The following is a 20,051-nucleotide window of genomic DNA, read 5'->3' as shown; positions in this document are numbered from 1 at the left end:
CTGGCCAAGGTGGTCGCCAGACAGCGCGCCGAGATGGACCGGCTGCGCGACCTGGCGGCGAAGGCAGCCGTCGTCGAACAGGCCAAGGGCGTCGTGATGGCACTGACCAGTTGCTCCCCCGACGCCGCGGAGGACGAACTGCAGCGTCGTGCCGAGGCGGGCAACCGCTCGCTGCTGGAGGAGTGCTGGATCACCCTCGGCACGCTTGTTCCGGCCACGGTCGGCGCCGCCGAGGAGCAGGCACCCGCCGTCCGCTCCGCGTCCACGGCCGAGCCCCCGCACGACGCGGCGGACTCCGAGGGCGGTCCCGCGGATCTCGGCCCGCTCGGCAGGGAGCTCGTCCGCGTCGCCACTCCGCAGGATCTCGCCCGGTGCCTGCTGGCGCATCTCGCGCCGGAGGTGGACGCCGACGCGGTCATGATCTACGCCCGGCTGCCCGCCGGAGAGCTCGAACTCATCGGGCACGCGGGCGTCGACGAGATCCTCGCCGCTCAGTGGCGCCAGGTGCCGCCGCTGCGCCGAATCGCCCCGCTCGAGGCGTTGCGGACCGGGGAACCGCGCTGGCTCGAGGACGCCGAGGCGGACCGCAAGACGTACCTGCTGATGGACCCGACCGGACTCTGGCAGTCCCGCGCCTGGCTGCCCGTGCCCACCGGAGACGGGCCCGACGTGTGCGTCGGGGTCCTGCGCTCCCGTGTCGGGCCGTTCTCCGCGCGCACCCGGCAGCATCTCCAGGCGGTGGTCAGGCTCTGCGCCGGCCGGCTGCTCGCGATCGGCATCCGCCCCCAGGGCACCGCCGACGCCTCCGCGGACGCCGTGCAGGCCGTGTTCGACGCGCTGCCGGAGGCGGCCATGCTGCTGGCGCCGGTGCGGGCCGCGGCGGGCGGCATCGAGGACTACCGCATCGACGCGGCGACCGCACAGGCCGTCGACGCAGTCGGCCGCGCCGGACGGGAACTGATCGGCCGGCGGTTCCGCGAATGCTGCCCGGCGCTCACGGACGAGCCCATGTGGCAGGGCCTGAAGGACGCGCTGACCACCGGAACGCCGTACGAGAGCGAGCCGTTCGGCCGTCAGGAGATGGTGGACGGCGTCACCGAGCTGTTCAGCCACACGGTGCGGGCCGCGCGGCTGGGCGAGGGCCTGGTCGTCACCTGGGTCCGGCACGGCTCCTCCGACCGCCAGGAGCAACGCCTGGCGGATCTGCAGCGGTTGGGCAGCCTGGGCTGGGCGAGCTGGAACCTGGTCACGCACGAGGTCACCTGGTCGTCCCAGGTGTTCGCCCTCTTCGACCGCGACCCGGCACACGGGCCGGTCGCACTGACCGAACTGCCCGTTCTCGCCCTGCCCGAGGACGTGCCCGCGCTGACCCACGCCATCGGCGAACTCCTGGCGGAGGGGCGGACGTTCGACGTCCCCTTCCGGGTCAGGACGGCGGACGGACTGCGGCATCTGCGGGCCGTGGCCGAGGCCGTGCCGGACTCCGCCGGGGTGACCGTCGAAGTGCACGGCGTCGTCCAGGACCTCACCGCACAGCGCAGCGCGGAACTCGCCCTCGTGGAGAGCGAGCGGGCCATCCTCACCCAGCACGACGTGCTGCGCGCCGAGCGGACCCTGGCCGGCCGGCTCCAGCACGCGCTGCTCCCCCTGCCCACCAGGCCGGTGCGGCTCGCGGGCCTGCGCGTCGATGTCGCCTATCTGCCCGCGCAGTCGGGCGTCCACGTCGGCGGCGACTGGTTCAGCGCCATCGAACTGCCGGACGGGGACGCGCTGTTCATGGTCGGCGACGTCGCCGGACACGGCATCGACGCGGTCGCCACGATGGCCCAGCTCCGGTTCACCGCCAAGGGCATGGTCATCACCGGGTCCTCGCTGACGGGCGCGCTCGCCCGGCTCAACACGCTGCTGCTGCACTCCCGCGACTCGCACGGCACCGCGACCCTGGTCCTCGCCCGCTACAACCCGGCCGAGCGCCGCCTGGTCTGGGCCCAGGCCGGTCATCCGCCGCCCCTGCTGCTGCGCGACGGCCAGGTTCGGTTTCTCGAGCGCCCCCGCGGCATGCTGCTCGGGGCGAACCAGGCGCCCGGCTACGAGGAGGCGGTGTGCCGTCTCGCACCGGGCGACCGTGTCCTCCTCTACACCGACGGCCTGGTCGAGCGGCCCGGGGAGAGCATCGACCGGGGCCTGAAACGCCTCGCCGACGCCGTCCTGAGCCACACCGACGAGCCCGGTTCGCTGTCCCTGGGGCCGCTGCTCGCCTCCATGCTGGAGGGCGAACGCCGGGACGACGTCTGCGTGCTGGACCTCAGGGCCCCGCTGGAATCGGAGTAGGCGGACCGACCGCGCCTCACGCTCACCGCGCCTCACGCTCCCGGCGCCTCAGCCGGTGCCGTACGACGTCCGTGACTCCAGGGAGCGCCTGGTGTCGTCGCCGTAGACACCGGTCTCGTCGCCGCTGATGCCGTACCAGAGCTGGAAGCGGGCCACCGCGGCCCTGAGGGTGGCGTCGTAGGTGCCGCTCGTGGAGCCGCCGGGGTAGATGTACGGTACGCGCAGCAGGCGTTGCTGGAGGTCCGTCACACCGGGGCCGCTGTCGCCCTCGCGCAGGGTGCCCGGGCCGTCGGGGTCCGACGCGTCGGTGGCGGCCGCCGAGGCGGTCGCGGTCGGCTCGGCGGACGCCGTGGGCCGGGGCGGCTGCGCGGCGGCGTGGTCGCCGCGGCCGGGCAGCAGAAGGGCGCAGCCGAAGCCGACGAGCGCGGCCGCCGAGACGGCGACGGCGATCGCGGCACGGCGCAGTCCGGAGCCGAACCCCCAGCGGCGTTCCGGTTCCCGGCGCCCGCCGCCGCGCGCCGCCGGGTCGTCGCCGCGCACGCGCGGGAGTTCCTGGGTCTCGCCCTCGTCCCAGGACCGCGGGTCCGGCACGGCGACGGATTCGAGCTCCTCGCGGCTCTGCTCCATCTCCTTGAACAGCTCGGCGAGGGCGTCGGTGCGGCGTGGGCGCAGGACGCGGATGGGTTCCAGAGGCGGGCGGTCGTGCGGCGACCCGGAACCGGCCGGTGTGGGCACAGTGCTCTCCTTCCGCCCCCTGGCAGGGGCCTCCGCCGTCCCCCGACGAGTGATACGCGGCCGCCGCCCCGGAAGTTCAGCGCCGGGTACCGGACACCCGTGCGCCGCGGACGGTGAGAGCACTGAGTTCCCCGACACCCCTGCACTGAGTGCCACAGGTGCCGTACCGGTGCTACGTTCCGTTCATGACTACGGAGGCGGCGGCCGGGAAGCCACCGATGCGGGACGCGCTGGTCGCGGCGGCGTTCCAGCTCTTCCTGGAGCGGGGCTACGAGCAGACGACGGTCGACGACATCGTGGCGCTCGCCGGCGTCGGACGGCGGTCGTTCTTCCGCTACTTCCCGTCGAAGGAAGACGTCGTCTTCCCCGACCACGAGCGGTGCCTGGCCGACATGACGGCGTTCCTCGCCGCGAGCGCCGAGGACGACGAGCCCGTGCGGCGGGTCTGCGACGCGGCCCGGCTCGTGCTGCGGATGTACGCCGAGAACCCGGCCTTCTCCGTGCAGCGTTACCGGCTCACCAAGAAGGTGCCGGGCCTCAGGGCGTACGAGCTGTCCGTGGTGTGGCGCTACGAGCGCGCCCTCGCGGAGTACCTGCGCGCACGGTTCGCCGGCCGGCGCGACGGCATCCTGCAGGCCGACGTGATCGCGGCCGCCGTGGTGGCCGCGCACAACAACGCACTGCGCTCCTGGCTGCGTTCGGACGGCCGGGACGACTCCGAGGCCGCGGTGGACCACGCCCTCGGCTACGTCCAGTCCGCCTTCGGCACGCCGTCCGCGCCCCGTGCGAGCACCGGGCCGGAGGACGTGGTGGTCGTCGTCGCCCGGCGCGACGCACCCCTGTGGCGGGTCGTCCAGGAGATCGAGTCCGAGCTCGGGCGAAATTGAGGGTACGCAGTGCCTTTACGAGTGGCACTGAGTGCCATACATTGGTCGCGTGCACGGTGGCACGGTCAACCGGGCACGTCCGTGCACGGTTCATCCGCGCACGTGGGATTCCGGCCGAGGCGCAGGGAGTTGACCAGCGTGTACAGCTACACAGGAAACGTGGCCAGTCAGGCGGCGGGCTCCGCGGCGGGCCTGCTCGATCCCGCGACGCGCGACGCGGAGACGCTCCTCTTCCAGCGCTGCACCTGGTGCGGCACCTCCATGTACCACCGGCTGCTGTGTCCGGTCTGCCAGGGCGGCGATCTGCGGACGGAACGCAGCGAGGGCACGGGCACGGTCCGCCACGCGACCGTCGTGCACCGCAACACCCCCGCCGCGCGCAATGTGTCGCTCGTCGAGATGGCCGAGGGCTTCGTCGTGCGCGGCCGGGTCATGGGCCCGCTGATCGGCATCCACAGCGGTGACCGGGTCCGGCTGTCGACCGCCAAGGACCCGGTCCGCGGCGAGCCCGTCTTCCAGCTGGTCGACGAGCCCTACCGCGCCTGGACCTGATCGGCTCACCCCTCCCGGAGTCCGGGAATCAACTCCCGCACGGCGACCGGCCGCCCCGTCTCGAAGCAGCGGTTGGCGGCCACTCCCACGACGAGCGCGAGCGCGCCGTCGCGTTCGGTGGCCGTCGGATGCGCTGCAGTGTCCGGCGCTGCCGGGCGTCCGGCGCCCACGGGTCCGAACAGCGCGTCGAGCATGCGCGGGTCTCCCCCGCCGTGCGCCTCGTGACTCGCGTCGAGCGGGACGTCGACGGGGGGCCGCCACAGCGGGCGCAGGGTGAGCCGCGCGCCGCCCGCGTGTTCCGCGGCCGTGTCGCCGTGCAGCGCACCGCTGCTGGAGGCGACCGGATCCCGCGGCGGAGTCCACCGGCTCTCCTCGACCTCCAGCTCCAGACGGCCGCCGCTGCCGTTGAACATCACCCGGTAGCCCTCCCACGGGGAGTAGGCGGTCAGGTGGTACGTCATCGTGGCGCCGCGTGCGTAGCGGACCAGGACCGCCATGTCGTCCTCGATGGTGACCGGGCCGCCGAAGACGTTGCGGTCGCGGAGGTATCCGTCGTCCTGCTCGGCGTCCAGATACAGCACGCGCAGGGTGTCGTTGCCCGCGAGGTCCAGCGCGAACGGGTCGTCGGCGGCCTGGGCGGCGCCGTGGGCGCGGTCGTAGTCCCGGCGCAGTCCGTGGCGTGAGCCCGCCTCAGGGCCGTAGAAACCGAGGCGCCCGTAGCCGAAGACGTCCGACGGCTCGTCGGCCAGCCACCAGTTGACCAGGTCGAAGTGGTGGCTCGACTTGTGCACCATCAGACCGCCGCTGTACTGCTTCTCGCGGTGCCAGCGGCGGAAGTAGTCGGCGCCGTGGCGGGTGTCCAGGAGCCATTCGAAGTGGACCGAGAGGACTTCGCCGATCGCCCCGTCGGCGAGCAGGGCGCGGACCTTCTCGTGCACCGGGTTGAAGCGGTAGTTGAAGGCCACGGTGAGGGAGTTGCCGGTCTCCTTCACCGCGTCGAGGATGCGGATGCAGCGGTCCGCGTCGACGGTCATCGGCTTCTCGGTGACAACGCGGCAGCCCGCCTGGAGCGCGGGCACGATGTAGCGGTCGTGTGCGGCGTCGACGGTCGTGACGACGACCTCGTCGATGTCCTCCTTGGCGAGCATGCCGGTGAAGCGGTCCGGCTCCCAGGTGGTGGCGGCGGGTTCGCCGGCGGCGGCCAGCAGCCGGTTGTGGAAGGCCATCCGGGTCGGGCTCGGGTCGCACAGGGCGGCCACCCGGTGGCCGGGGCGCGCGGCGAGACCGCGGGTGAAGTTCTGCGCACGGTGGCCGGTGCCTACGACGGCCGCGCGCAACGGAGTTCGGCTCATGGCAGGCTCCTGTCCGCCGCGTCCGACGCCCATTCGCCGCGCCGCCGGCTGGCCTGATCGCACCACCCGGCACCTGGCGAATCCCCGGCCACAGGCAACCCACAGGCTCACCCCGCCGTCCTCCGGGGCACGAGCGGCCCCCGCTGACCACGGGGCGCCCCTGTTTCCCGACTTGAGGAGGGCGACGTTGTTCCGTGCCCGGCGAATATGGGTCACCGCTGCGGCGGTACTCGCGGTGGCGGGGGGATCGCCAGGGCTGGCACAGGCGGCACCACCGCCGCACGCCAGACCGTCGACCACAGCCCAGGACAAGGACGGTGGCCTGCCTCCCGGCTGGCAGATCACCGGTGAGGGGGCGGGACGGCAGCTGGTCTGGCGCTCCACGGCCCCGGTGCCGATGACCGACGCACGCGTCGAGTTCTACGCCAAGGACCGGATGCTGGGCGTTCCGCGCCCCGGCAAGGACGGCCGTACGTTCCGCCTGGACCTCCGCCGAGCCGGAGCGCCGAGCGGGCTGACAGATCTTCATGTACGCGCAGGCGGACGAGAGTTGGATGCCGCCGGGCGTACCGAGACCCCGGGTGGGCGGCGCTCCGCGGCGGTTGCGCCGCCCGCCCGGCTCCCCGCGAACTCCGTGGACCCGGGCACACCGGGTTCGTACCGCACCACCACCGGGGAGTACGACCTCGCCCCGGTACGGCTGCCCGGATTCCCCGAACCGGTCGAGATGAAGGCCGTGGTGGTCGCTCCCCAGGGCGCGACCGGCCACCGCCCGCTCGCCCTGTTCCTGCACGGCCGCCACTCCACCTGCTACTCCGGTCAGGACGTGACCGGCGACTGGCCCTGCCCGCAGGGCACCAAGCCGATCCCGAGCTACCGCGGCTATCTGCGCGACCAGCAACTCCTGGCGTCTCAGGGCTATATGACGGTGTCGATCTCCGCCAACGGCATCAACGCCCAGGACGACCGGGCCGAGGACGGCGGCGCCCAGGCCCGCTCCTCGCTGGTGCGGCAGCACCTGGCGCACTGGGCCGACTGGGCGGCCCACCCGGCCTCGGCCCCCGCGGTCGTACGGAACGCGCCGCCGGCCGACCTCTCGCGCGTGCTGCTCGTGGGCCACTCGCGCGGCGGCGAGGGCGTGAACCGCGCCGCCATGGACAGCCTCTATCCGCCGCCCGCCGCGCAGGACGGCTACCACGGCCGGGTGCGCTGGCACATCCGCGGCACCGTCCTCATCGGACCGACGATCTTCGGCCAGAATCCGGTCGCGGACGTGCCCTCGGCCACGATCCTGCCCGGCTGCGACGGCGACGTCTCCGACCTCCAGGGCGAGGTGTACGTCGACGGCACCCGCGCCGTCAGCCGCGGCGCCGCGCTGCACAGCGCGGTGTACGTGGTGGGCGCCGACCACAACTTCTTCAACACCGAGTGGACGCCGGGGCAGGCGCAGGCGCCCGCCGACGACGACTTCTACAACGACCCCGACCAGCGGGACCCGGTGTGCTCGCCGGGCACCGCGACGCGCCTGACCGCCGACCAGCAGCACAAGGCGGGCAGCACCTACATCGCCGCCGCGGCCCGGCTGTTCGTCGCCGGCGACGACCGTGTGCGGCCGCTGCTCGACGGGTCCGGCCGGCGGGCGCCCTCGGCCGATCCGGCGCGGGTGCTCACCCACGCCGTCGGCGCGCACCGCACCGGCGCCTTCCTGCCGGACGGCAAGGTCACGGTGACCGGCGGACGGCTGTGCTCGGCGGTGGACCCGGACAACGGCGTGGCCTGCCTCGCGTCCGGCACCAAGGGTGCCTCGCCGCACTTCGCGCAGTGGGAGACGGACCGCGAGGTCGGCCGCCGCGCGGTCGCGCTGCGCTGGTCGGCGCCCGGTTCCGCGGTGCAGATGCGGCCCGGGACACCGGTGTCGCTCGACGGCGCCAAGGACCTCTCCCTGCGCGTGATCGTGCCGCCCAACTCGACCGGCACCAAGCTGGACGTGTCCGTCACCGACACCCATGGCAAGCGGGCCGCACTCGGCGGTGTCGCCGTCGACGGCCTGCCCGGCACGGAACGGACCACCTCCTACTGGGCGCGCGAGGTGCGCGTCCCGCTGTCGGCTGCGACCCGGGCGGGCCTCGACCTCGCGCACGTCAAGTCCCTTGAGTTGACGCCACGTTCGCACTCGGGCAAGGCCTGGCTGATGGATGCCTGGGGGTGGCGCCCCGGCACTCCCGCGGTGCGTGCCGCGGCGCTGCCGCGCGTCGACCTCGGGCGTACGACCGTCAAGGAGGGCGACTCCGGCGTCCGCACCTACCGCGTGCCGGTCCAGGTGTCCGGACAGGGCAATGGCGAGGTCCGCGTCTACGTCGTCGACCCGGACACCGGCAAGGCGAAGGAGCACCTGGTGACGGTGCACCGGGGCGGCCACGACATCGACGTGTCGGTCCAGGTGAAGGGCAACACGCGCTACTCCTACGACGTCGACGACACGGTGCTCGTGAAGGCCGTGCACGGCGCCGTCGTGGGCTCGTACCGCGGCGGGGTCACGGTGCTGAACGACGACCCCATGCCCAAGGTGACCGTGACGCCGGTGGCGGACCGGGTGACCGAGGGGCAGCCGCTGAAGTGGAAGGTGGTGCTGTCCCAGGCCGCCGACGTGGACCTCGGCGAGATCTTCGTCGTCGTCCCGGTCACCGGTCCGGAGCTGTCCACCAGGGACGTCGACCCGGCCTGGCTCGCCGACGCCACGGGCGAGTCGCCGGACCCGGAGCGCCCGCTGTCGTCGATCAAGTACCTCTATCTGACGACGAACGTGCCCAAGGGGGCGCTGAGTGCCGAGGTGAGCCTGCCGACGATCACGGACCGGGTGGCGGAGCCCGCCGAGTCGGTGCGCTTCCAGGCGACCGACGACAACGGCGACCCGCAGCCCGGCGGAGCGGTGCTGAACGGCACCGTGCTCGACGCGTCGTAGACCCGCGCACGCCGTGGTGACGGCCGTGCCGGTCCTCCGCCTTCACGGAGGACCGGCACGGCCGCACGTGTCTCAGGGCGCGAGCGTGACGCGGATTGCGACGGTGCCCTTCAGGCCCCTGCGCAACCGGCTGCCGAACAGGGAGAGCCGGCCCACGATCCCGTACTTGCGGACGATGAGCCGGCGGTAGCGGGCGACGGTCTCCTCGTCGCCGATCTCGGCGACGGCCGGGACCTGGGTGCCGGTGGGATGGCCGCGCAGGTCGCACGGGCCGATCAGGATGTCCTTGCGGGCCCGGATCCGCTTCACCTTCCACGAGTCGGCGGCCGTCCACACACCGAGCGTGTCCCCGTCGCGCACCACCCACACCGGGGTGGCGACCGAGGTGCCGTTCTTGCGGTAGCTGGTGATCAGCACGTACTTCCCGGCGCCGAGCCGCTCCAGCGACATGTGGTCCATGAGGAAAGTCTAGGCACCCGCCTGTGCTTCGAGGAGGTCCCGGTACCGGCGGGCGAAGAGATACGCGTCCCCCGGCCAGCGTGCCGACAGATAGGTACCGTCCTGGACCACGAAGGCGTGGGTGTCGTCGCCCGCCGTGCCACGCCGGGTGAGCTCACGCGGGCCGCGTTCGAACTGCGCGGCCGGGTCGGCGAGGGCGGAACGCACCTCGTCCTCCACGTACGCCGGGTACGTGCGGTAGTAGCGGCCCAGGCGCCAGGCGGTGGTCAGGTAGGCGGTGCGTTCCATGTACTTCGGCAGGCAGGTCGTCCTGCGGCCGGCGAGGACGCTGCCGCCCGTGCCGGGGTCCTCGGTCCGGGCCAGGACCAGCACTCCGTGGCAGATCGCGCCGACCGGGCGGCCGAGCGCCCAGAACCGGGCGACCTGCTCCCGCAGCTCCGCGGAGCCGAGGTACTGCCGCATGCCGGGCGCGTGTCCGCCCGGCAGCAGCAGTCCGTCGTACGCCGTCACGTCCACGTCGGCCCAGGCGGCCGTGGCGCCGAACTCGGGCGCCACGGTGAGCTGTTCGTAGAACCGCTTGGGCTCGTCCTCCGCGCCGAGCTGCCCGAACAGGACGCCGGTGAGCAGGCGCGGGTCCGCCGCGGGGCGGGTGCCGGCGCGTTCGGTGGCGATCACGACCTCGTGCCCGGCGTCCGTGAGCAGGCGCCAGGGCACGGCGACCTCGGTGACGTCGAAGTCGTGGTCGGGGAGCGGCATCAGTACGCGCATGGGGCCATCATGCAGCGCCGGCTCGTGTCCATGACACCCGCATTCGAGCATGTGGTCAGGCGAGCGCCGTCGCCATCCGCCGCACGGCCTCGGTGATCACCTCGGGTGAGGTCGCCAGATTCAGGCGTACGTGCCCCGCCCCGCCGGTGCCGAAGGGGATGCCGGAGCTCAGCGCCACCCTTCCCCGTTGGAGGAACACCTCGGCCGGATCGTCACCGAGGCCGAGCGCGCGGCAGTCGAGCCAGGCCAGATAGGTGGCCCCGCCGGGGCGGTAGGTGATGGCAGGGAGGTGCTCGGCGAGCAGGTCGGCCAGCAGCCGGCGGTTGTCGTCGAGGCCGCCGAGCAGCGCGTCCAGCCAGGCGGTGCCGTCGGTCAGGGCGGCCGTGTGGGCGATGACGGCGATGTGGCTCGCGCCGTGGCCGACCTCCTCGGGCAGTCGGGCGAGGTCGGCGGCGGCCGCCGGCCCCGCGATGGCGAGCGCGGCCTTCAGGCCCGCCAGGTTCCAGCCCTTCGACGCGGACATGAGGGACAGGCCGTTCTCCGCGCCCGGGACGCCCAGATACGGCACGAAGTCGGCGCCCGTCGCGGTCACCGGGGCGTGGATCTCGTCCACGACGACGCGGACGCCGTACCGGCCGGCGAGAGCGGTCACGGCGGACAGCTCCTCGGCCGTGTGCACGGTCCCGGTCGGGTTGTGCGGGCTGCACAGCAGGTAGGCGGCGCGACGTCCGCCGGCGACGGCCTGCCGGAAGGAGTCCTCCAGCGCGCCGAGGCCGATGCGCAGGTCCGCCCCGAGCGGCGCCTCCAGGACCCGTCGGTCCATGTGCTCGACGAACTGGTAGAAGGGCGGATACACGGGCGAGTTGACGATCACGGGATCCCCGGGCCCGGTGACCAGCCTGAGCATCTCGACGACGCCGAGCATGACGTCGGGCACGATCGCGGTCCGCTCGACGGCGAGCCCGTCCCACCCCCACCGCTTCTCCGCGAACCCGGCGAGCGCCTCGGCGTAGGCGGTGCCCACCGGATAGCCGGTGTCCCCGAGCGCGAGCGCCTCGGTGACCGCGCGGACGACGGGTTCGGCGAGCGGGACGTCCATCTCGGCCACCCACAGCGGCAGCACGTCGGCCGGATAGGTGCGCCATTTCATGCTCGTACGGCGGCGGAGGTGGTCGAGGGAGAGGACGCGCAGCGGATTCGGTTCACCGGACGTGTCGTGCGGGATCCTGTTCATGGGGCTCAACATAGGGGCCGCACCTCTCACCTGGAACGACCCGGTGCACGAGTGGCATCGTGGTGAAGGCACCCACTCCTCACCCTCGGCAAACCTCAACTGCGATGGTTGGATTGCCCGTTGATGCCACCCCTCGCAAAAGGCACCCCCAGGAGCGGACCCCTTGACGGAGAATCCGGCATGTACCGAGGACCACGCCGCGGCGCTGCGCAGACGCCTCGACACACTGCGCCCGCACACGGCCCGGATCTGGAACTACTGGCTCGGTGGCAGCGACTACTACGAGGTCGACCGGGTCGCCGGTGACCACATCCGCGAGCTCCATCCGGCCATCGACGAGTACGCCCGCGCCGACCGCCTCTTCCTGGGACGCGCCGTACGTCATCTGGTGGCCGAGGCCGGGATCCGCCAGTTCCTCGACATCGGCACCGGCCTGCCCACCGCCGACAACACGCACGAGGTCGCCCAGCGCCTCGCTCCGGACGCGCGGATCGTCTACGTCGACAACGACCCGCTGGTGCTGGCGCACGCCCGCGCCCTGCTCACCAGCTCGCCCGAGGGCCGCACGGACCATGTGGACGAGGACCTGCGCAACGTCGACGCGATCCTGGAGCGGGCCGCCGACACGCTGGACCTCTCCCGGCCGGTCGCGCTGATGCTGCTCGGGGTGGTCATCTTCCTGCGCGAGGACGAGGACCCGTACGGGATCGTGCGCCGCCTCATGGACGTGCTGCCGTCCGGCAGCCATCTCGTGCTGTCCCACACCATCACGAGCCCCGCGCTGCCCGAGGTGGACGCGGCGGTCCGGTACTGGAACGAGCGCGGCATCCCGTGGCTGGTCCAGCGCACCCCGCAGGCCGTGGCCCGCTTCTTCGACGGCCTGGACCTGCTGGAACCGGGTGTGGTCTCGTGCTCACGGTGGCGGCCCGAGCGGCCCGGCGGGGACGAGCCGCAGGAAGTGGCCTTGTACGGCGGGGTGGGCCGCAAGCGCTGAGAAGATCGCCCGCGCGCTGAACGGAACGGTCCCCGGCCCCGTATGGAGGGAGGGCGCTCAACGACCGGAGGGCCCCGCGGTGTTGACGCCGCGCGTACAGGTTCGGGAGCCATGCATGAGGCACGCACGACGACGGATCGTCCGGCGAGCGACGCGGCTGGCTGCCGTCGGCGGCCTCCTCCTCGGCGGGGCGATGGTGACGCAGGCCGCCATGGCGAGCGAGACTCCCGGCACCTCCGCCCTCCCGTTCAGCGCCTCCGGCACCTCGGAGAACCCCGGTGCCGCGCTCGTGTCCCAGCTCGGCACCGCCCGCACGGCCGGCACCTGGATCGGCACGGACGGGCGTCCGGTGGTCGCGGTGACCGACCAGGAGGCGGCGGCCCAGGTCGAGAGCGCGGGCGCCCGGGCCAAGATGGTTCAGCACAGCATGAACGACCTCAAGGCGGCGGCGTCGACGCTGCGTGCGGCGCCCCGGGTGGCCGGCACGGCCTGGGTCATGGACTACCGCACCAACCAGGTGGTGGTGCAGGGCGACAGCACCGTCTCGGCCTCCGACTGGTCGGACATGACCAAGGTCGCGACCGGCATCGGCTCCTCCGTCCGCACGGAGCGCACGCAGGGCGAGTTCACGACCCGTATCAACGGTGCGCAGCCGATCCTGTCGACCGGCGGCCGCTGCTCGGCGGGCTTCAACGTGACCGACGGCAAGAGCGACTTCATCCTCACCGCCGGGCACTGCGGGCCGGCCGGGTCGATCTGGTTCGCGGACAACCAGGGCAGCCAGCAGCTCGGCAAGACGGTGCGGCAGGACTTCCCCGGCAGTGACTTCTCGCTGGTCCAGTACGCGAGCGGCAAGGCGGGCGCCGGCGCCGACATCGTGGCCATCGGCAAGGGCAACGGCGTGCGGATCACGGGCGTCGGCGATCCGGCCGTGGGGCAGCGGGTGTTCCGCAGCGGCAGCACCAGCGGACTGCACGACGGTGAGGTCAAGGGGCTGGACGCCACGGTCAACTACCCGGAGGGCACCGTCACCGGCCTGATCGAGACGAACGTGTGCGCCGAGCCCGGGGACAGCGGAGGCCCGCTGTTCTCCGACGGCGTCGCGCTGGGGGTGACCTCGGGCGGCAGCGGCGACTGCACCTCGGGCGGGACGACGTTCTTCCAGCCGGTGACCAAGGCGATGCAGGCGCTCGGCGTCCAGATGATCGTGTCGAAGCAGGCCGCGGGTCAGAGCACGGCACCGTCCTCCTCGGCCACGCACAGCGCCATCGCACCCAGCACGGCCTCCCCCGGCTCCTCGGGCCCCGTGTCGGGCCTCGCGGACGACGGCGAGACGCTGCTGGCCCGGCTGGCGAACCCCAGCAACGTCGGACCCGGGATGCTCGTCATCGGAGGCAGCCTGCTGGCGCTGGTCGCCACCCGCTACATCCGCGCCGAGCAGGACCGCAAGGAGTACCGGCGCTACTACTCGGCGACCTGGAGCTGACACCTCGGCCGAGGGTCAGCAGCCGCTCGTGCAGCAGGGCCGGGCCGAGGACGACGGGGAGCGCGGGGTAGGGGCGAGGGAGGCCCCGGCCCCGACTGGGAACGGCTGGACGGTGAGACACGGCGGCCGTAGTAGACGGCGGAGGTCAGAGCGAGGAGGGGCCCATTCGGCGCCGGGTTCAGGCCGCCCGCGACTCGCGCGGGGCCGCGGCGGCCCACTCCAGGACGAGGCGCTGGTACTCCTCGCGCTGCTCGCCACTCAGTGTCCCGCCCGACCGGCGCCACAGGGCCCGGATCTCCTCGTTGACCTCGTCTGCCGAGCGAACGGAGGCGGGTTCAACGGTGGTGGACATGATGTGAAGCATACGGGCCGTGGCGTGAAGGCGCTGTGAGTAACCTCGCACGAACCGGACATTAAGGACCGTGTTGCTGGTCACGTCCATCTGCCAAGGCGGGCGGCCGAGTTCACACCTCCGCGACCCCCAGGACCAGCACCTGGATGGCCAGGACGGCGGCGCCGCGGGCCCAGTCGTGGAAGTCGGACACCTTGGTCTCCAGGGGCACCGGCGCGGCCAGTGGATGCCGCTGGGCGGCGATCGCCTCCCGCACCGTGTCTCCGGCCACATCCATCAGCCCGACGCCCTCGCCGGCGAGCAGGATCTTCTGCGGCATCGCGAAGTTGGCGATCTGGGCGACGAGGGTGCCGAGGGCGCGGGCCGCCTCGCCGACGACCCGGGAGTGCATGGGTTCACCGGCTGAGGCCAGGCCGAGGATCTCCTCGTAGGTCCAGTCCCGTCCGGTGGCGGCGCGGATCTGGTAGCGGATGCTGGAGATGGTCAGCAGCGAGACGGCGCTGCCGCGCTCGCCTTCGGGGGTGAGTGGGCCGTTGGGGTCGATGATCCAGTGGCGGCCGAATCCGCGGTCCTCCTCGGCGCAGGGCACGCGCTTGCCGCCCAGGACCAGTCCGTAGCCGATGCCGGCGCCGATGGTGAGGACGACGAAGCGGTCCAGGCCCCGGCCGGCCCCGAACCAGGTCTCGGCCTCGACGAGGGCGGCGACGTCGTTCTCGACCACGACCGGCAGCCCGGTGCGCTCCTCGACGAGTTCGGCGAGCGGGACGTCCCGCCAGCGCAGGAACGGCGACTCCCCCACCACGGCGCGGTCCTCGACCAGGCCGCCCACACCGATGCCGATCCCGGCGAGGCGCGGATGGGCGCGGGCGAGCTCGGTCGTCATCTCCGCGAGCACGTCGGCGACTTCGGCCGGGTCAAGGGTGTCGAGCGGGCGGTCGTAGCGGGCGACGATGTCGCTCCGGAGCGTGGTGACGACTCCGTAGACCATGTCCTCGGTGATCTTGAAGCCGATGAAGGAGCGGGACTCGGCGACGACGTCGAGCGGCTGCGAGGGGCGTCCCTGACGCACTTCCGTCGACAGGCCGGCCTCGGTGACCTCTATCAGCAGACCCGACTCGATCAGCGGTTTGGTCAGCCGGGTGAGGCTGCCCGCGGACAGATCGAGCCGCCGGGCGAGGTCGGTGCGTGACAGCGGGCCGTTGACGAGCACCTCGATCGCCACCGAGCGCTCACCGGGACTCAGGGGCAGCCAGCTGGCGGCAACTGTGGTCATGACGGTCAGACTCCCACATGCTTTTTTTCGCTGCAGAAATAACCAGCTCAGGATAGCCCGTACGGAAGGCCGTGGAAGAGATCCCCGCAGGCCTCTTGACTCTTGGATTCTTTCGCGCCGAAAGTAAGTGGCCGAGGACGAGCCGCCGCAGACGAGGAGTCTCCCGATGACCATCGCCTCCAGCAGCCCCCCTTCGCGCCTGCCGCTGCGAGGCGCCGAGGCCGCGGGCACCGAGCCGAGGACCGGACGGGCCGAGGTCCGTGAGAGCGGGGGCGACGGACGGCTCGCCGCGGTGTTCATCGCGCCGGCCCTGCTGGGCTTCCTGGTGTTCCTGCTCTGGCCCACCCTGCGGGGCATCTACCTGAGCTTCACCCGCTTCAACCTGCTCACCCCGGCCGAGTGGGTGGGGCTCGACAACTACGTGCGGATGGTCCACGACCCCATCTTCTGGGACTCGTTGAAGGTCACCGTCGAGTACGTGGTGATCAACATCGGGGTGCAGACGGTCTCGGCGCTCGCCATCGCCGTCCTGCTCCAGCGGCTGACGCAGTCGGCGGTGCTGCGCGGGATCGTGCTGACGCCGTATCTGATGTCCAACGTCGTCGCAGGCGTCGTCTGGCTGTGGATCCTGGACACCCAGCTCGGCGTCGGCAACCAGATCATCGGGGCGCTCGGGTTCGACCACGTCCCGTTCCTCGCCGACGAACACTGGGCCATCCCCACGATCGCCCTGATCAACGTCTGGCGGCACGTCGGCTACACCGCGCTGCTGCTGTTCGCCGGGCTCATGGCCATCCCGAACGACATGTACGAGGCCGCCAGGGTCGACGGCGCGAGCGAGTGGCGGATGTTCCGGCGGATCACGCTGCCGCTGCTGCGGCCGGTGCTGGCGGTCGTGCTGATCATGACGGTGATCGGTTCGTTCCAGGTCTTCGACACCGTCGCCGTGACGACCATGGGCGGCCCGGCGAACGCCACCAACGTGCTCCAGTACTACATCTACGGCGCCGCCTTCGGCCGCTTCCAGTTCGGCTACGCATCGGCCATGTCCGTGGCCCTGCTCGTCGTGCTGAGCGCGATCACGTTCCTGCAGTACCGGCTCACCCGGGCCGGCCAGAGCGACCTCGGCTGACGGAAGGGAGCGACCGACATGGCTGCCGTGGCAACCACGACCACCGTACGGCCCACCAGGCGCCGGCCCGCGATCGGCCGGATCGCCGCCTGGGTGGTGATGACCGCGATCGTGCTCGTCACCCTGCTGCCGTTCTACTGGATCCTGCGCACCGCGCTGTCCACCAACACCGCGCTCGCCGCCCATCCCGGCGACCCCCTGCCGGTCGACCTGACGGGCGGCGGCTTCGCACGCGCCCTGGGCCTGCAGTCGACCAAGGACGCGATCGCCCAGGGCGGCGCGGGCGGCGGGCTGAAGTTCTGGCGCTACCTGCTCAACTCGGTGCTGGTCTCGACCCTGATCACCGTCTGCCAGATCTTCTTCTCCGCCATGGCCGCCTACGCCTTCGCACGGCTGAGGTGGCGCGGCCGGGACAAGGTGTTCGGGCTGTTCCTCGCCGGACTGATGGTGCCCGCGATCTTCACCCTGCTGCCGAACTTCGTGCTCATCAAGCAACTCCACCTGGTGGACACACTGTTGGGCATCGCCCTGCCGACGATGTTCATGACGCCGTTCGCGGTGTTCTTCCTGCGCCAGTTCTTCATGAACGTCCCGCGGGAGGTCGAGGAGGCCGCCCTGCTGGACGGGGCCGGGAAGATCCGGATCTTCTTCCGGGTGATGCTGCCGATGGCGGCCACGCCCGTCCTCACGCTGGGCGTGCTGACGTACATCACCTCGTGGAACGACTACTTCTGGCCGCTGATGGTGTCCTACAGCGACAGCTCGCGCGTGCTGACCGTGGCGCTCGCCATCTTCCGGGCGCAGACCCCGCAGACGGGCTACGACTGGTCCGGCCTGATGGCCGCGACCCTCATCGCCGCGCTGCCGATGCTCGTGCTCTTCGGCTGCTTCGCTCGCCGCATCGTCAGCACCATCAGCTTCACCGGGCTCAAGTAAGGGGACAGGGATGCGAGTTCGTATGCGGAGCGCCGTGGCACTGACCGGCGCGCTGGCCCTGTCCCTGGTCGCCGGGTGCGCGCAGGACGGCGGCGGCGGAGGGGGCGGCGACACGGTCACGTACTGGCTGTGGGACGCCAACCAGCTGCCCGCCTACCAGGCCTGCGCCAAGGGGTTCGAGAAGGAGAACCCGGGCCTGAAGGTGAAGATCAGCCAGCTGGGCTGGGACGACTACTGGACCAAGCTGACCGCGAGCTTCATCGCGGGCACCCAGCCCGACGTCTTCACCGACCACATCCAGAAGTTCGGCCAGTTCGCCGACCTGAAGGTCCTCGAGCCGCTGGACGGCCTGGGCATCAACCCCTCCGACTACCAGCCGGGGCTGGCCGACAACTGGATCGGGCAGGACGGGCATCGCTACGGCGCCCCCAAGGACTGGGACACGGTCGCCCTCTTCTACAACAAGGAGATGGCGCGGTCGGCCGGGCTCACCCCGCGGCAGATCGGCGGTCTGGCCTGGAACCCGAAGGACGGCGGCACCTTCGAGAAGACCATCGCCCACCTCACCGTCGACGTGCACGGCAGGCGCGGCGACGAACCGGGCTTCGACAAGCACCACGTCAAGGTGTACGGCCTCGCGACCGGCGGCGGCGGTGACGGCGACGGACAGACGACCTGGAGCAACTTCGCCGCGTCCGCGGGCTGGAGCTACACCGACAAGGAGCGATGGGGCGACAAGTACCGCTACGACAGCAGGACCTTCCAGTCCGTGATCAAGTGGTACTTCGGCCTCGCGAAGAAGGGCTATCTCGCGCCGCTCACGGACTACAGCGCGGGCGCCAACCCGGCCAACGCACAGGTGGCCGCGGGCAAGGCGGCGACCGCCTTCGACGGCGCCTGGATGATCTCCACCTACGCCGCCACGAAGGGCGTCGAGGTCGCCACCGCGCCCACACCGGCCGGGCCGACCGGCAAGCGGGCCACCATGATGAACGGCCTCGCCGACTCCATCACGAGGAACGCCCGCAACAAGCAGGGCGCCAGGAAGTGGGTGCGCTACCTCGCCTCCGACACCTGCCAGAAGATCGTCGGCCGCTACGGCATCGTCTTTCCCGCCACACCCGGCGGGACGAAGGCCGCGGTGGCCGCGTACGGCGGGAAGGGCATCGACGTCTCGGCGTTCACGAAGCCCGTCACCGACCGGAAGGACTTCAGGACCTTCACCTTCCCGATCACCAACTACGCGGCGGACGTCTACGCGTTGATGCACCCGGCCATGCAGGGTATCTACGGCAGTGGCGAGTCCGCCGGCAGCCTCGACCGGACCACCGACCAGATCAACCTGATCCTCTCGCAGTGATCTCCGTACCAAGGAAGGGCACGCCTCACATGACGTTCTCGCTCGGCATCGTCGGCGCCGGCCAGTTCTCCGGCCAGTTCGCCACGCTGTTCCAGGCCCACCCCGGCGTCAGCGACGTCTACGTCACCGACCTGCTGCCCGGCCGGGCAGACCAACTCGCCGCCGCCCAGGGGCTGACGGGCACCTTTCCCTCGTACCAGGCGATGCTGGAGTCCCCGGACGTCGACGCGGTCGCCGTCTTCACCCAGCGCTGGACGCACGGACCCCTCGTGATCCAGGGCCTGAACGCCGGCAAGCACGTCTACTCCGCGGTCCCCATGGCGATCACCACCGAGGAGATCTCCGCCATCATCGACACGGTCAAGGCGACCGGCCTCACGTACATGATGGGCGAGACCAGCCAGTACAACCCGGCGACCGTGCACGCCCGCAACCAGATCGCCGAGGGCGCCTTCGGGCGGATCTTCTACGCCGAGGGCGACTACGTCCACGACATGGACCTGGGGTTCTACGAGGCGTACCAGTACAGCGGCGGCGAGAACTGGAAGCAGACCGCCAGCTATCCCCCGCTGCTCTACCCCACGCACTCGGTGGGCGGCGTGCTCGGCGCCTGGCAGACGTATGCCACGAGCGTGTCGGCGATCGGGGTGGTGGACGAGCGCGGCGACGGCGTCTTCGACAAGGACGTCAGCCAGTTCGGCAACGACTTCTCCAACGCGACCGCGCTGTTCGAGGTGGCGGGCGGCGGGTCGTTCCGCACCAACGAGTTCCGGCGGGTCGGCTACCCCTCGCACATCCGCGAGTCGCGTTTCCGCTTCTTCGGCACGGACGCGAGCATGGAGCAGCTGGCGACGGTCGCGTTCTGGCAGGACAAGAAGGGGGTGCGGGACATCAGCGAGCTGCTGGAGCCCAAGCCAACCATGGCTCCTGACGACCCGTCACTTCAGCACATCGCGCCGGAACTGCGGGCCGCCTTCACCTCCGGCTCGGCGCCGGTGCACGACCGTGCCCGGCTGCCGCGGGAGTTCGACCACCTGCACAACGGGCACGAGGGCAGCCACCACTTCCTGGTGGACGACTTCGTGACCGCCGTGAACACGCGGTCGCTGCCGTCCGTCAACGCATGGGTGGCCGCCCGCTACACCCTGCCGGGTATCGTCGCGCACGATTCCGCGCGGCAGGGTGGGGTACGGCTGGAGATCCCGGACTTCGGGGACGCGCCCGCGCAGTGACACCCG

Annotated in this window: 17 protein-coding genes; 10 read left to right on the top strand and 7 right to left on the bottom strand. The window is 71.8% G+C overall.

The annotated features are described in order from the left end of the window. Positions 1-33 precede the first annotated feature (33 nt). A complete protein-coding gene (locus ACIBN2_RS32155; RefSeq protein WP_399140229.1) occupies positions 34-2,331 on the top strand; it encodes a SpoIIE family protein phosphatase in 2,298 nt (765 codons plus the stop codon). 48 nt (positions 2,332-2,379) lie between these two features. Here the strand turns inward: ACIBN2_RS32155 and ACIBN2_RS32150 are convergent, their stop codons facing one another. Continuing rightward, positions 2,380-3,066 carry a peptidoglycan-binding protein gene (locus tag ACIBN2_RS32150; RefSeq protein ID WP_399139670.1) on the bottom strand — a complete coding sequence of 229 codons (687 nt, stop codon included), beginning with the start codon at positions 3,064-3,066 and terminating at the stop codon, positions 2,380-2,382. A 218-nt stretch (positions 3,067-3,284) separates the two neighbouring features. Between ACIBN2_RS32150 and ACIBN2_RS32145 the strand changes: the two genes are divergently transcribed. Both ACIBN2_RS32145 and ACIBN2_RS32140 read left to right on the top strand, forming a co-directional pair. Then, positions 3,285-3,953, top strand: a complete 669-nt coding sequence (locus tag ACIBN2_RS32145) for a TetR family transcriptional regulator (RefSeq protein WP_399140228.1) — start codon at positions 3,285-3,287, stop codon at positions 3,951-3,953. Between the two features lie 138 nt (positions 3,954-4,091). Further along, positions 4,092-4,505 carry a Zn-ribbon domain-containing OB-fold protein gene (locus ACIBN2_RS32140; protein WP_399139668.1) on the top strand — a complete coding sequence of 138 codons (414 nt, stop codon included), beginning with the start codon at positions 4,092-4,094 and terminating at the stop codon, positions 4,503-4,505. A 5-nt stretch (positions 4,506-4,510) separates the two neighbouring features. Here the strand turns inward: ACIBN2_RS32140 and ACIBN2_RS32135 are convergent, their stop codons facing one another. Further along, the gene (locus ACIBN2_RS32135) at positions 4,511-5,857 is read right to left on the bottom strand and encodes a Gfo/Idh/MocA family oxidoreductase (RefSeq protein ID WP_399139666.1); all 1,347 of its coding nucleotides are present in this window, start codon (positions 5,855-5,857) and stop codon (positions 4,511-4,513) included. A 187-nt stretch (positions 5,858-6,044) separates the two neighbouring features. Between ACIBN2_RS32135 and ACIBN2_RS32130 the strand changes: the two genes are divergently transcribed. Further along, positions 6,045-8,819 carry an alpha/beta hydrolase family protein gene (locus ACIBN2_RS32130; protein WP_399139665.1) on the top strand — a complete coding sequence of 925 codons (2,775 nt, stop codon included), beginning with the start codon at positions 6,045-6,047 and terminating at the stop codon, positions 8,817-8,819. Positions 8,820-8,891: 72 nt separating this feature from the next. Here the strand turns inward: ACIBN2_RS32130 and ACIBN2_RS32125 are convergent, their stop codons facing one another. Genes ACIBN2_RS32125 through ACIBN2_RS32115 form a run of 3 tightly spaced genes read right to left on the bottom strand, consistent with a single transcriptional unit; the run spans position 8,892 to position 11,280 of the window. Then, positions 8,892-9,278 carry a PPOX class F420-dependent oxidoreductase gene (locus ACIBN2_RS32125; protein WP_399139664.1) on the bottom strand — a complete coding sequence of 129 codons (387 nt, stop codon included), beginning with the start codon at positions 9,276-9,278 and terminating at the stop codon, positions 8,892-8,894. Between the two features lie 9 nt (positions 9,279-9,287). Further along, on the bottom strand, positions 9,288-10,046 hold the full coding sequence (locus tag ACIBN2_RS32120; RefSeq protein WP_399139662.1) for a type 1 glutamine amidotransferase domain-containing protein: 759 nt from the start codon (positions 10,044-10,046) through the stop codon (positions 9,288-9,290). Positions 10,047-10,101: 55 nt separating this feature from the next. Then, positions 10,102-11,280 (bottom strand): MalY/PatB family protein, encoded by a 1,179-nt coding sequence (locus ACIBN2_RS32115; protein WP_399139660.1) that lies wholly within the window; start codon positions 11,278-11,280, stop codon positions 10,102-10,104. A gap of 163 nt (positions 11,281-11,443) precedes the next feature. Here ACIBN2_RS32115 and ACIBN2_RS32110 point away from each other — a divergent pair, with 163 nt between their 5' ends. Together ACIBN2_RS32110 and ACIBN2_RS32105 are read left to right on the top strand one after the other, a co-directional pair. After that, positions 11,444-12,274, top strand: coding sequence for an SAM-dependent methyltransferase (locus ACIBN2_RS32110; RefSeq protein WP_399139659.1), 831 nt, complete (start codon positions 11,444-11,446; stop codon positions 12,272-12,274). Positions 12,275-12,389: 115 nt separating this feature from the next. Further along, on the top strand, positions 12,390-13,760 hold the full coding sequence (locus ACIBN2_RS32105) for a S1 family peptidase (protein ID WP_399139657.1): 1,371 nt from the start codon (positions 12,390-12,392) through the stop codon (positions 13,758-13,760). 178 nt (positions 13,761-13,938) lie between these two features. Here ACIBN2_RS32105 and ACIBN2_RS32100 read toward each other — a convergent pair whose 3' ends face one another. Together ACIBN2_RS32100 and ACIBN2_RS32095 are read right to left on the bottom strand one after the other, a co-directional pair. Continuing rightward, a complete protein-coding gene (locus ACIBN2_RS32100) occupies positions 13,939-14,124 on the bottom strand; it encodes a hypothetical protein (protein WP_399139655.1) in 186 nt (61 codons plus the stop codon). A gap of 100 nt (positions 14,125-14,224) precedes the next feature. Continuing rightward, the gene (locus ACIBN2_RS32095; RefSeq protein WP_399139654.1) at positions 14,225-15,385 is read right to left on the bottom strand and encodes an ROK family protein; all 1,161 of its coding nucleotides are present in this window, start codon (positions 15,383-15,385) and stop codon (positions 14,225-14,227) included. Positions 15,386-15,551: 166 nt separating this feature from the next. Here ACIBN2_RS32095 and ACIBN2_RS32090 point away from each other — a divergent pair, with 166 nt between their 5' ends. From ACIBN2_RS32090 to ACIBN2_RS32075, 4 genes are read left to right on the top strand one after another with little or no spacing between them, the layout of a single operon-like run. Then, on the top strand, positions 15,552-16,517 hold the full coding sequence (locus tag ACIBN2_RS32090; RefSeq protein ID WP_399139652.1) for a carbohydrate ABC transporter permease: 966 nt from the start codon (positions 15,552-15,554) through the stop codon (positions 16,515-16,517). 18 nt (positions 16,518-16,535) lie between these two features. Beyond that, the gene (locus tag ACIBN2_RS32085) at positions 16,536-17,453 is read left to right on the top strand and encodes a carbohydrate ABC transporter permease (protein ID WP_399139650.1); all 918 of its coding nucleotides are present in this window, start codon (positions 16,536-16,538) and stop codon (positions 17,451-17,453) included. 22 nt (positions 17,454-17,475) lie between these two features. Then, positions 17,476-18,813 (top strand): ABC transporter substrate-binding protein, encoded by a 1,338-nt coding sequence (locus ACIBN2_RS32080; RefSeq protein WP_399139648.1) that lies wholly within the window; start codon positions 17,476-17,478, stop codon positions 18,811-18,813. Between the two features lie 29 nt (positions 18,814-18,842). Next, on the top strand, positions 18,843-20,045 hold the full coding sequence (locus ACIBN2_RS32075) for a Gfo/Idh/MocA family protein (protein WP_399139647.1): 1,203 nt from the start codon (positions 18,843-18,845) through the stop codon (positions 20,043-20,045). Positions 20,046-20,051: the final 6 nt, after the last annotated feature.

The sequence above is a fragment of the Streptomyces sp. NPDC050534 genome (genome assembly GCF_044457745.1).
Classification (GTDB): Bacteria; Actinomycetota; Actinomycetes; order Streptomycetales; family Streptomycetaceae; genus Streptomyces.
The sequence above is the reverse complement of the archived record's forward strand: the minus strand, read 5'-3'. Positions and strand labels throughout refer to the sequence as shown.

Excerpts from the sequence above, each read along its gene's own strand:
- ACIBN2_RS32155 (WP_399140229.1), top strand. The coding sequence starts at position 34 with ATGGACCGGCTGCGCGACCTGGCGGCGAAGGCAGCCGTCGTCGAACAG.
- ACIBN2_RS32145 (WP_399140228.1), top strand. The coding sequence starts at position 3,285 with ATGCGGGACGCGCTGGTCGCGGCGGCGTTCCAGCTCTTCCTGGAGCGG.
- ACIBN2_RS32135 (WP_399139666.1), bottom strand. The coding sequence starts at position 5,857 with ATGAGCCGAACTCCGTTGCGCGCGGCCGTCGTAGGCACCGGCCACCGT.
- ACIBN2_RS32125 (WP_399139664.1), bottom strand. The coding sequence starts at position 9,278 with ATGGACCACATGTCGCTGGAGCGGCTCGGCGCCGGGAAGTACGTGCTG.
- ACIBN2_RS32120 (WP_399139662.1), bottom strand. The coding sequence starts at position 10,046 with ATGCGCGTACTGATGCCGCTCCCCGACCACGACTTCGACGTCACCGAG.
- ACIBN2_RS32115 (WP_399139660.1), bottom strand. The coding sequence starts at position 11,280 with ATGAACAGGATCCCGCACGACACGTCCGGTGAACCGAATCCGCTGCGC.
- ACIBN2_RS32105 (WP_399139657.1), top strand. The coding sequence starts at position 12,390 with ATGAGGCACGCACGACGACGGATCGTCCGGCGAGCGACGCGGCTGGCT.
- ACIBN2_RS32100 (WP_399139655.1), bottom strand. The coding sequence starts at position 14,124 with ATGCTTCACATCATGTCCACCACCGTTGAACCCGCCTCCGTTCGCTCG.
- ACIBN2_RS32095 (WP_399139654.1), bottom strand. The coding sequence starts at position 15,385 with ATGACCACAGTTGCCGCCAGCTGGCTGCCCCTGAGTCCCGGTGAGCGC.
- ACIBN2_RS32090 (WP_399139652.1), top strand. The coding sequence starts at position 15,552 with ATGACCATCGCCTCCAGCAGCCCCCCTTCGCGCCTGCCGCTGCGAGGC.
- ACIBN2_RS32085 (WP_399139650.1), top strand. The coding sequence starts at position 16,536 with ATGGCTGCCGTGGCAACCACGACCACCGTACGGCCCACCAGGCGCCGG.
- ACIBN2_RS32080 (WP_399139648.1), top strand. The coding sequence starts at position 17,476 with ATGCGGAGCGCCGTGGCACTGACCGGCGCGCTGGCCCTGTCCCTGGTC.
- ACIBN2_RS32075 (WP_399139647.1), top strand. The coding sequence starts at position 18,843 with ATGACGTTCTCGCTCGGCATCGTCGGCGCCGGCCAGTTCTCCGGCCAG.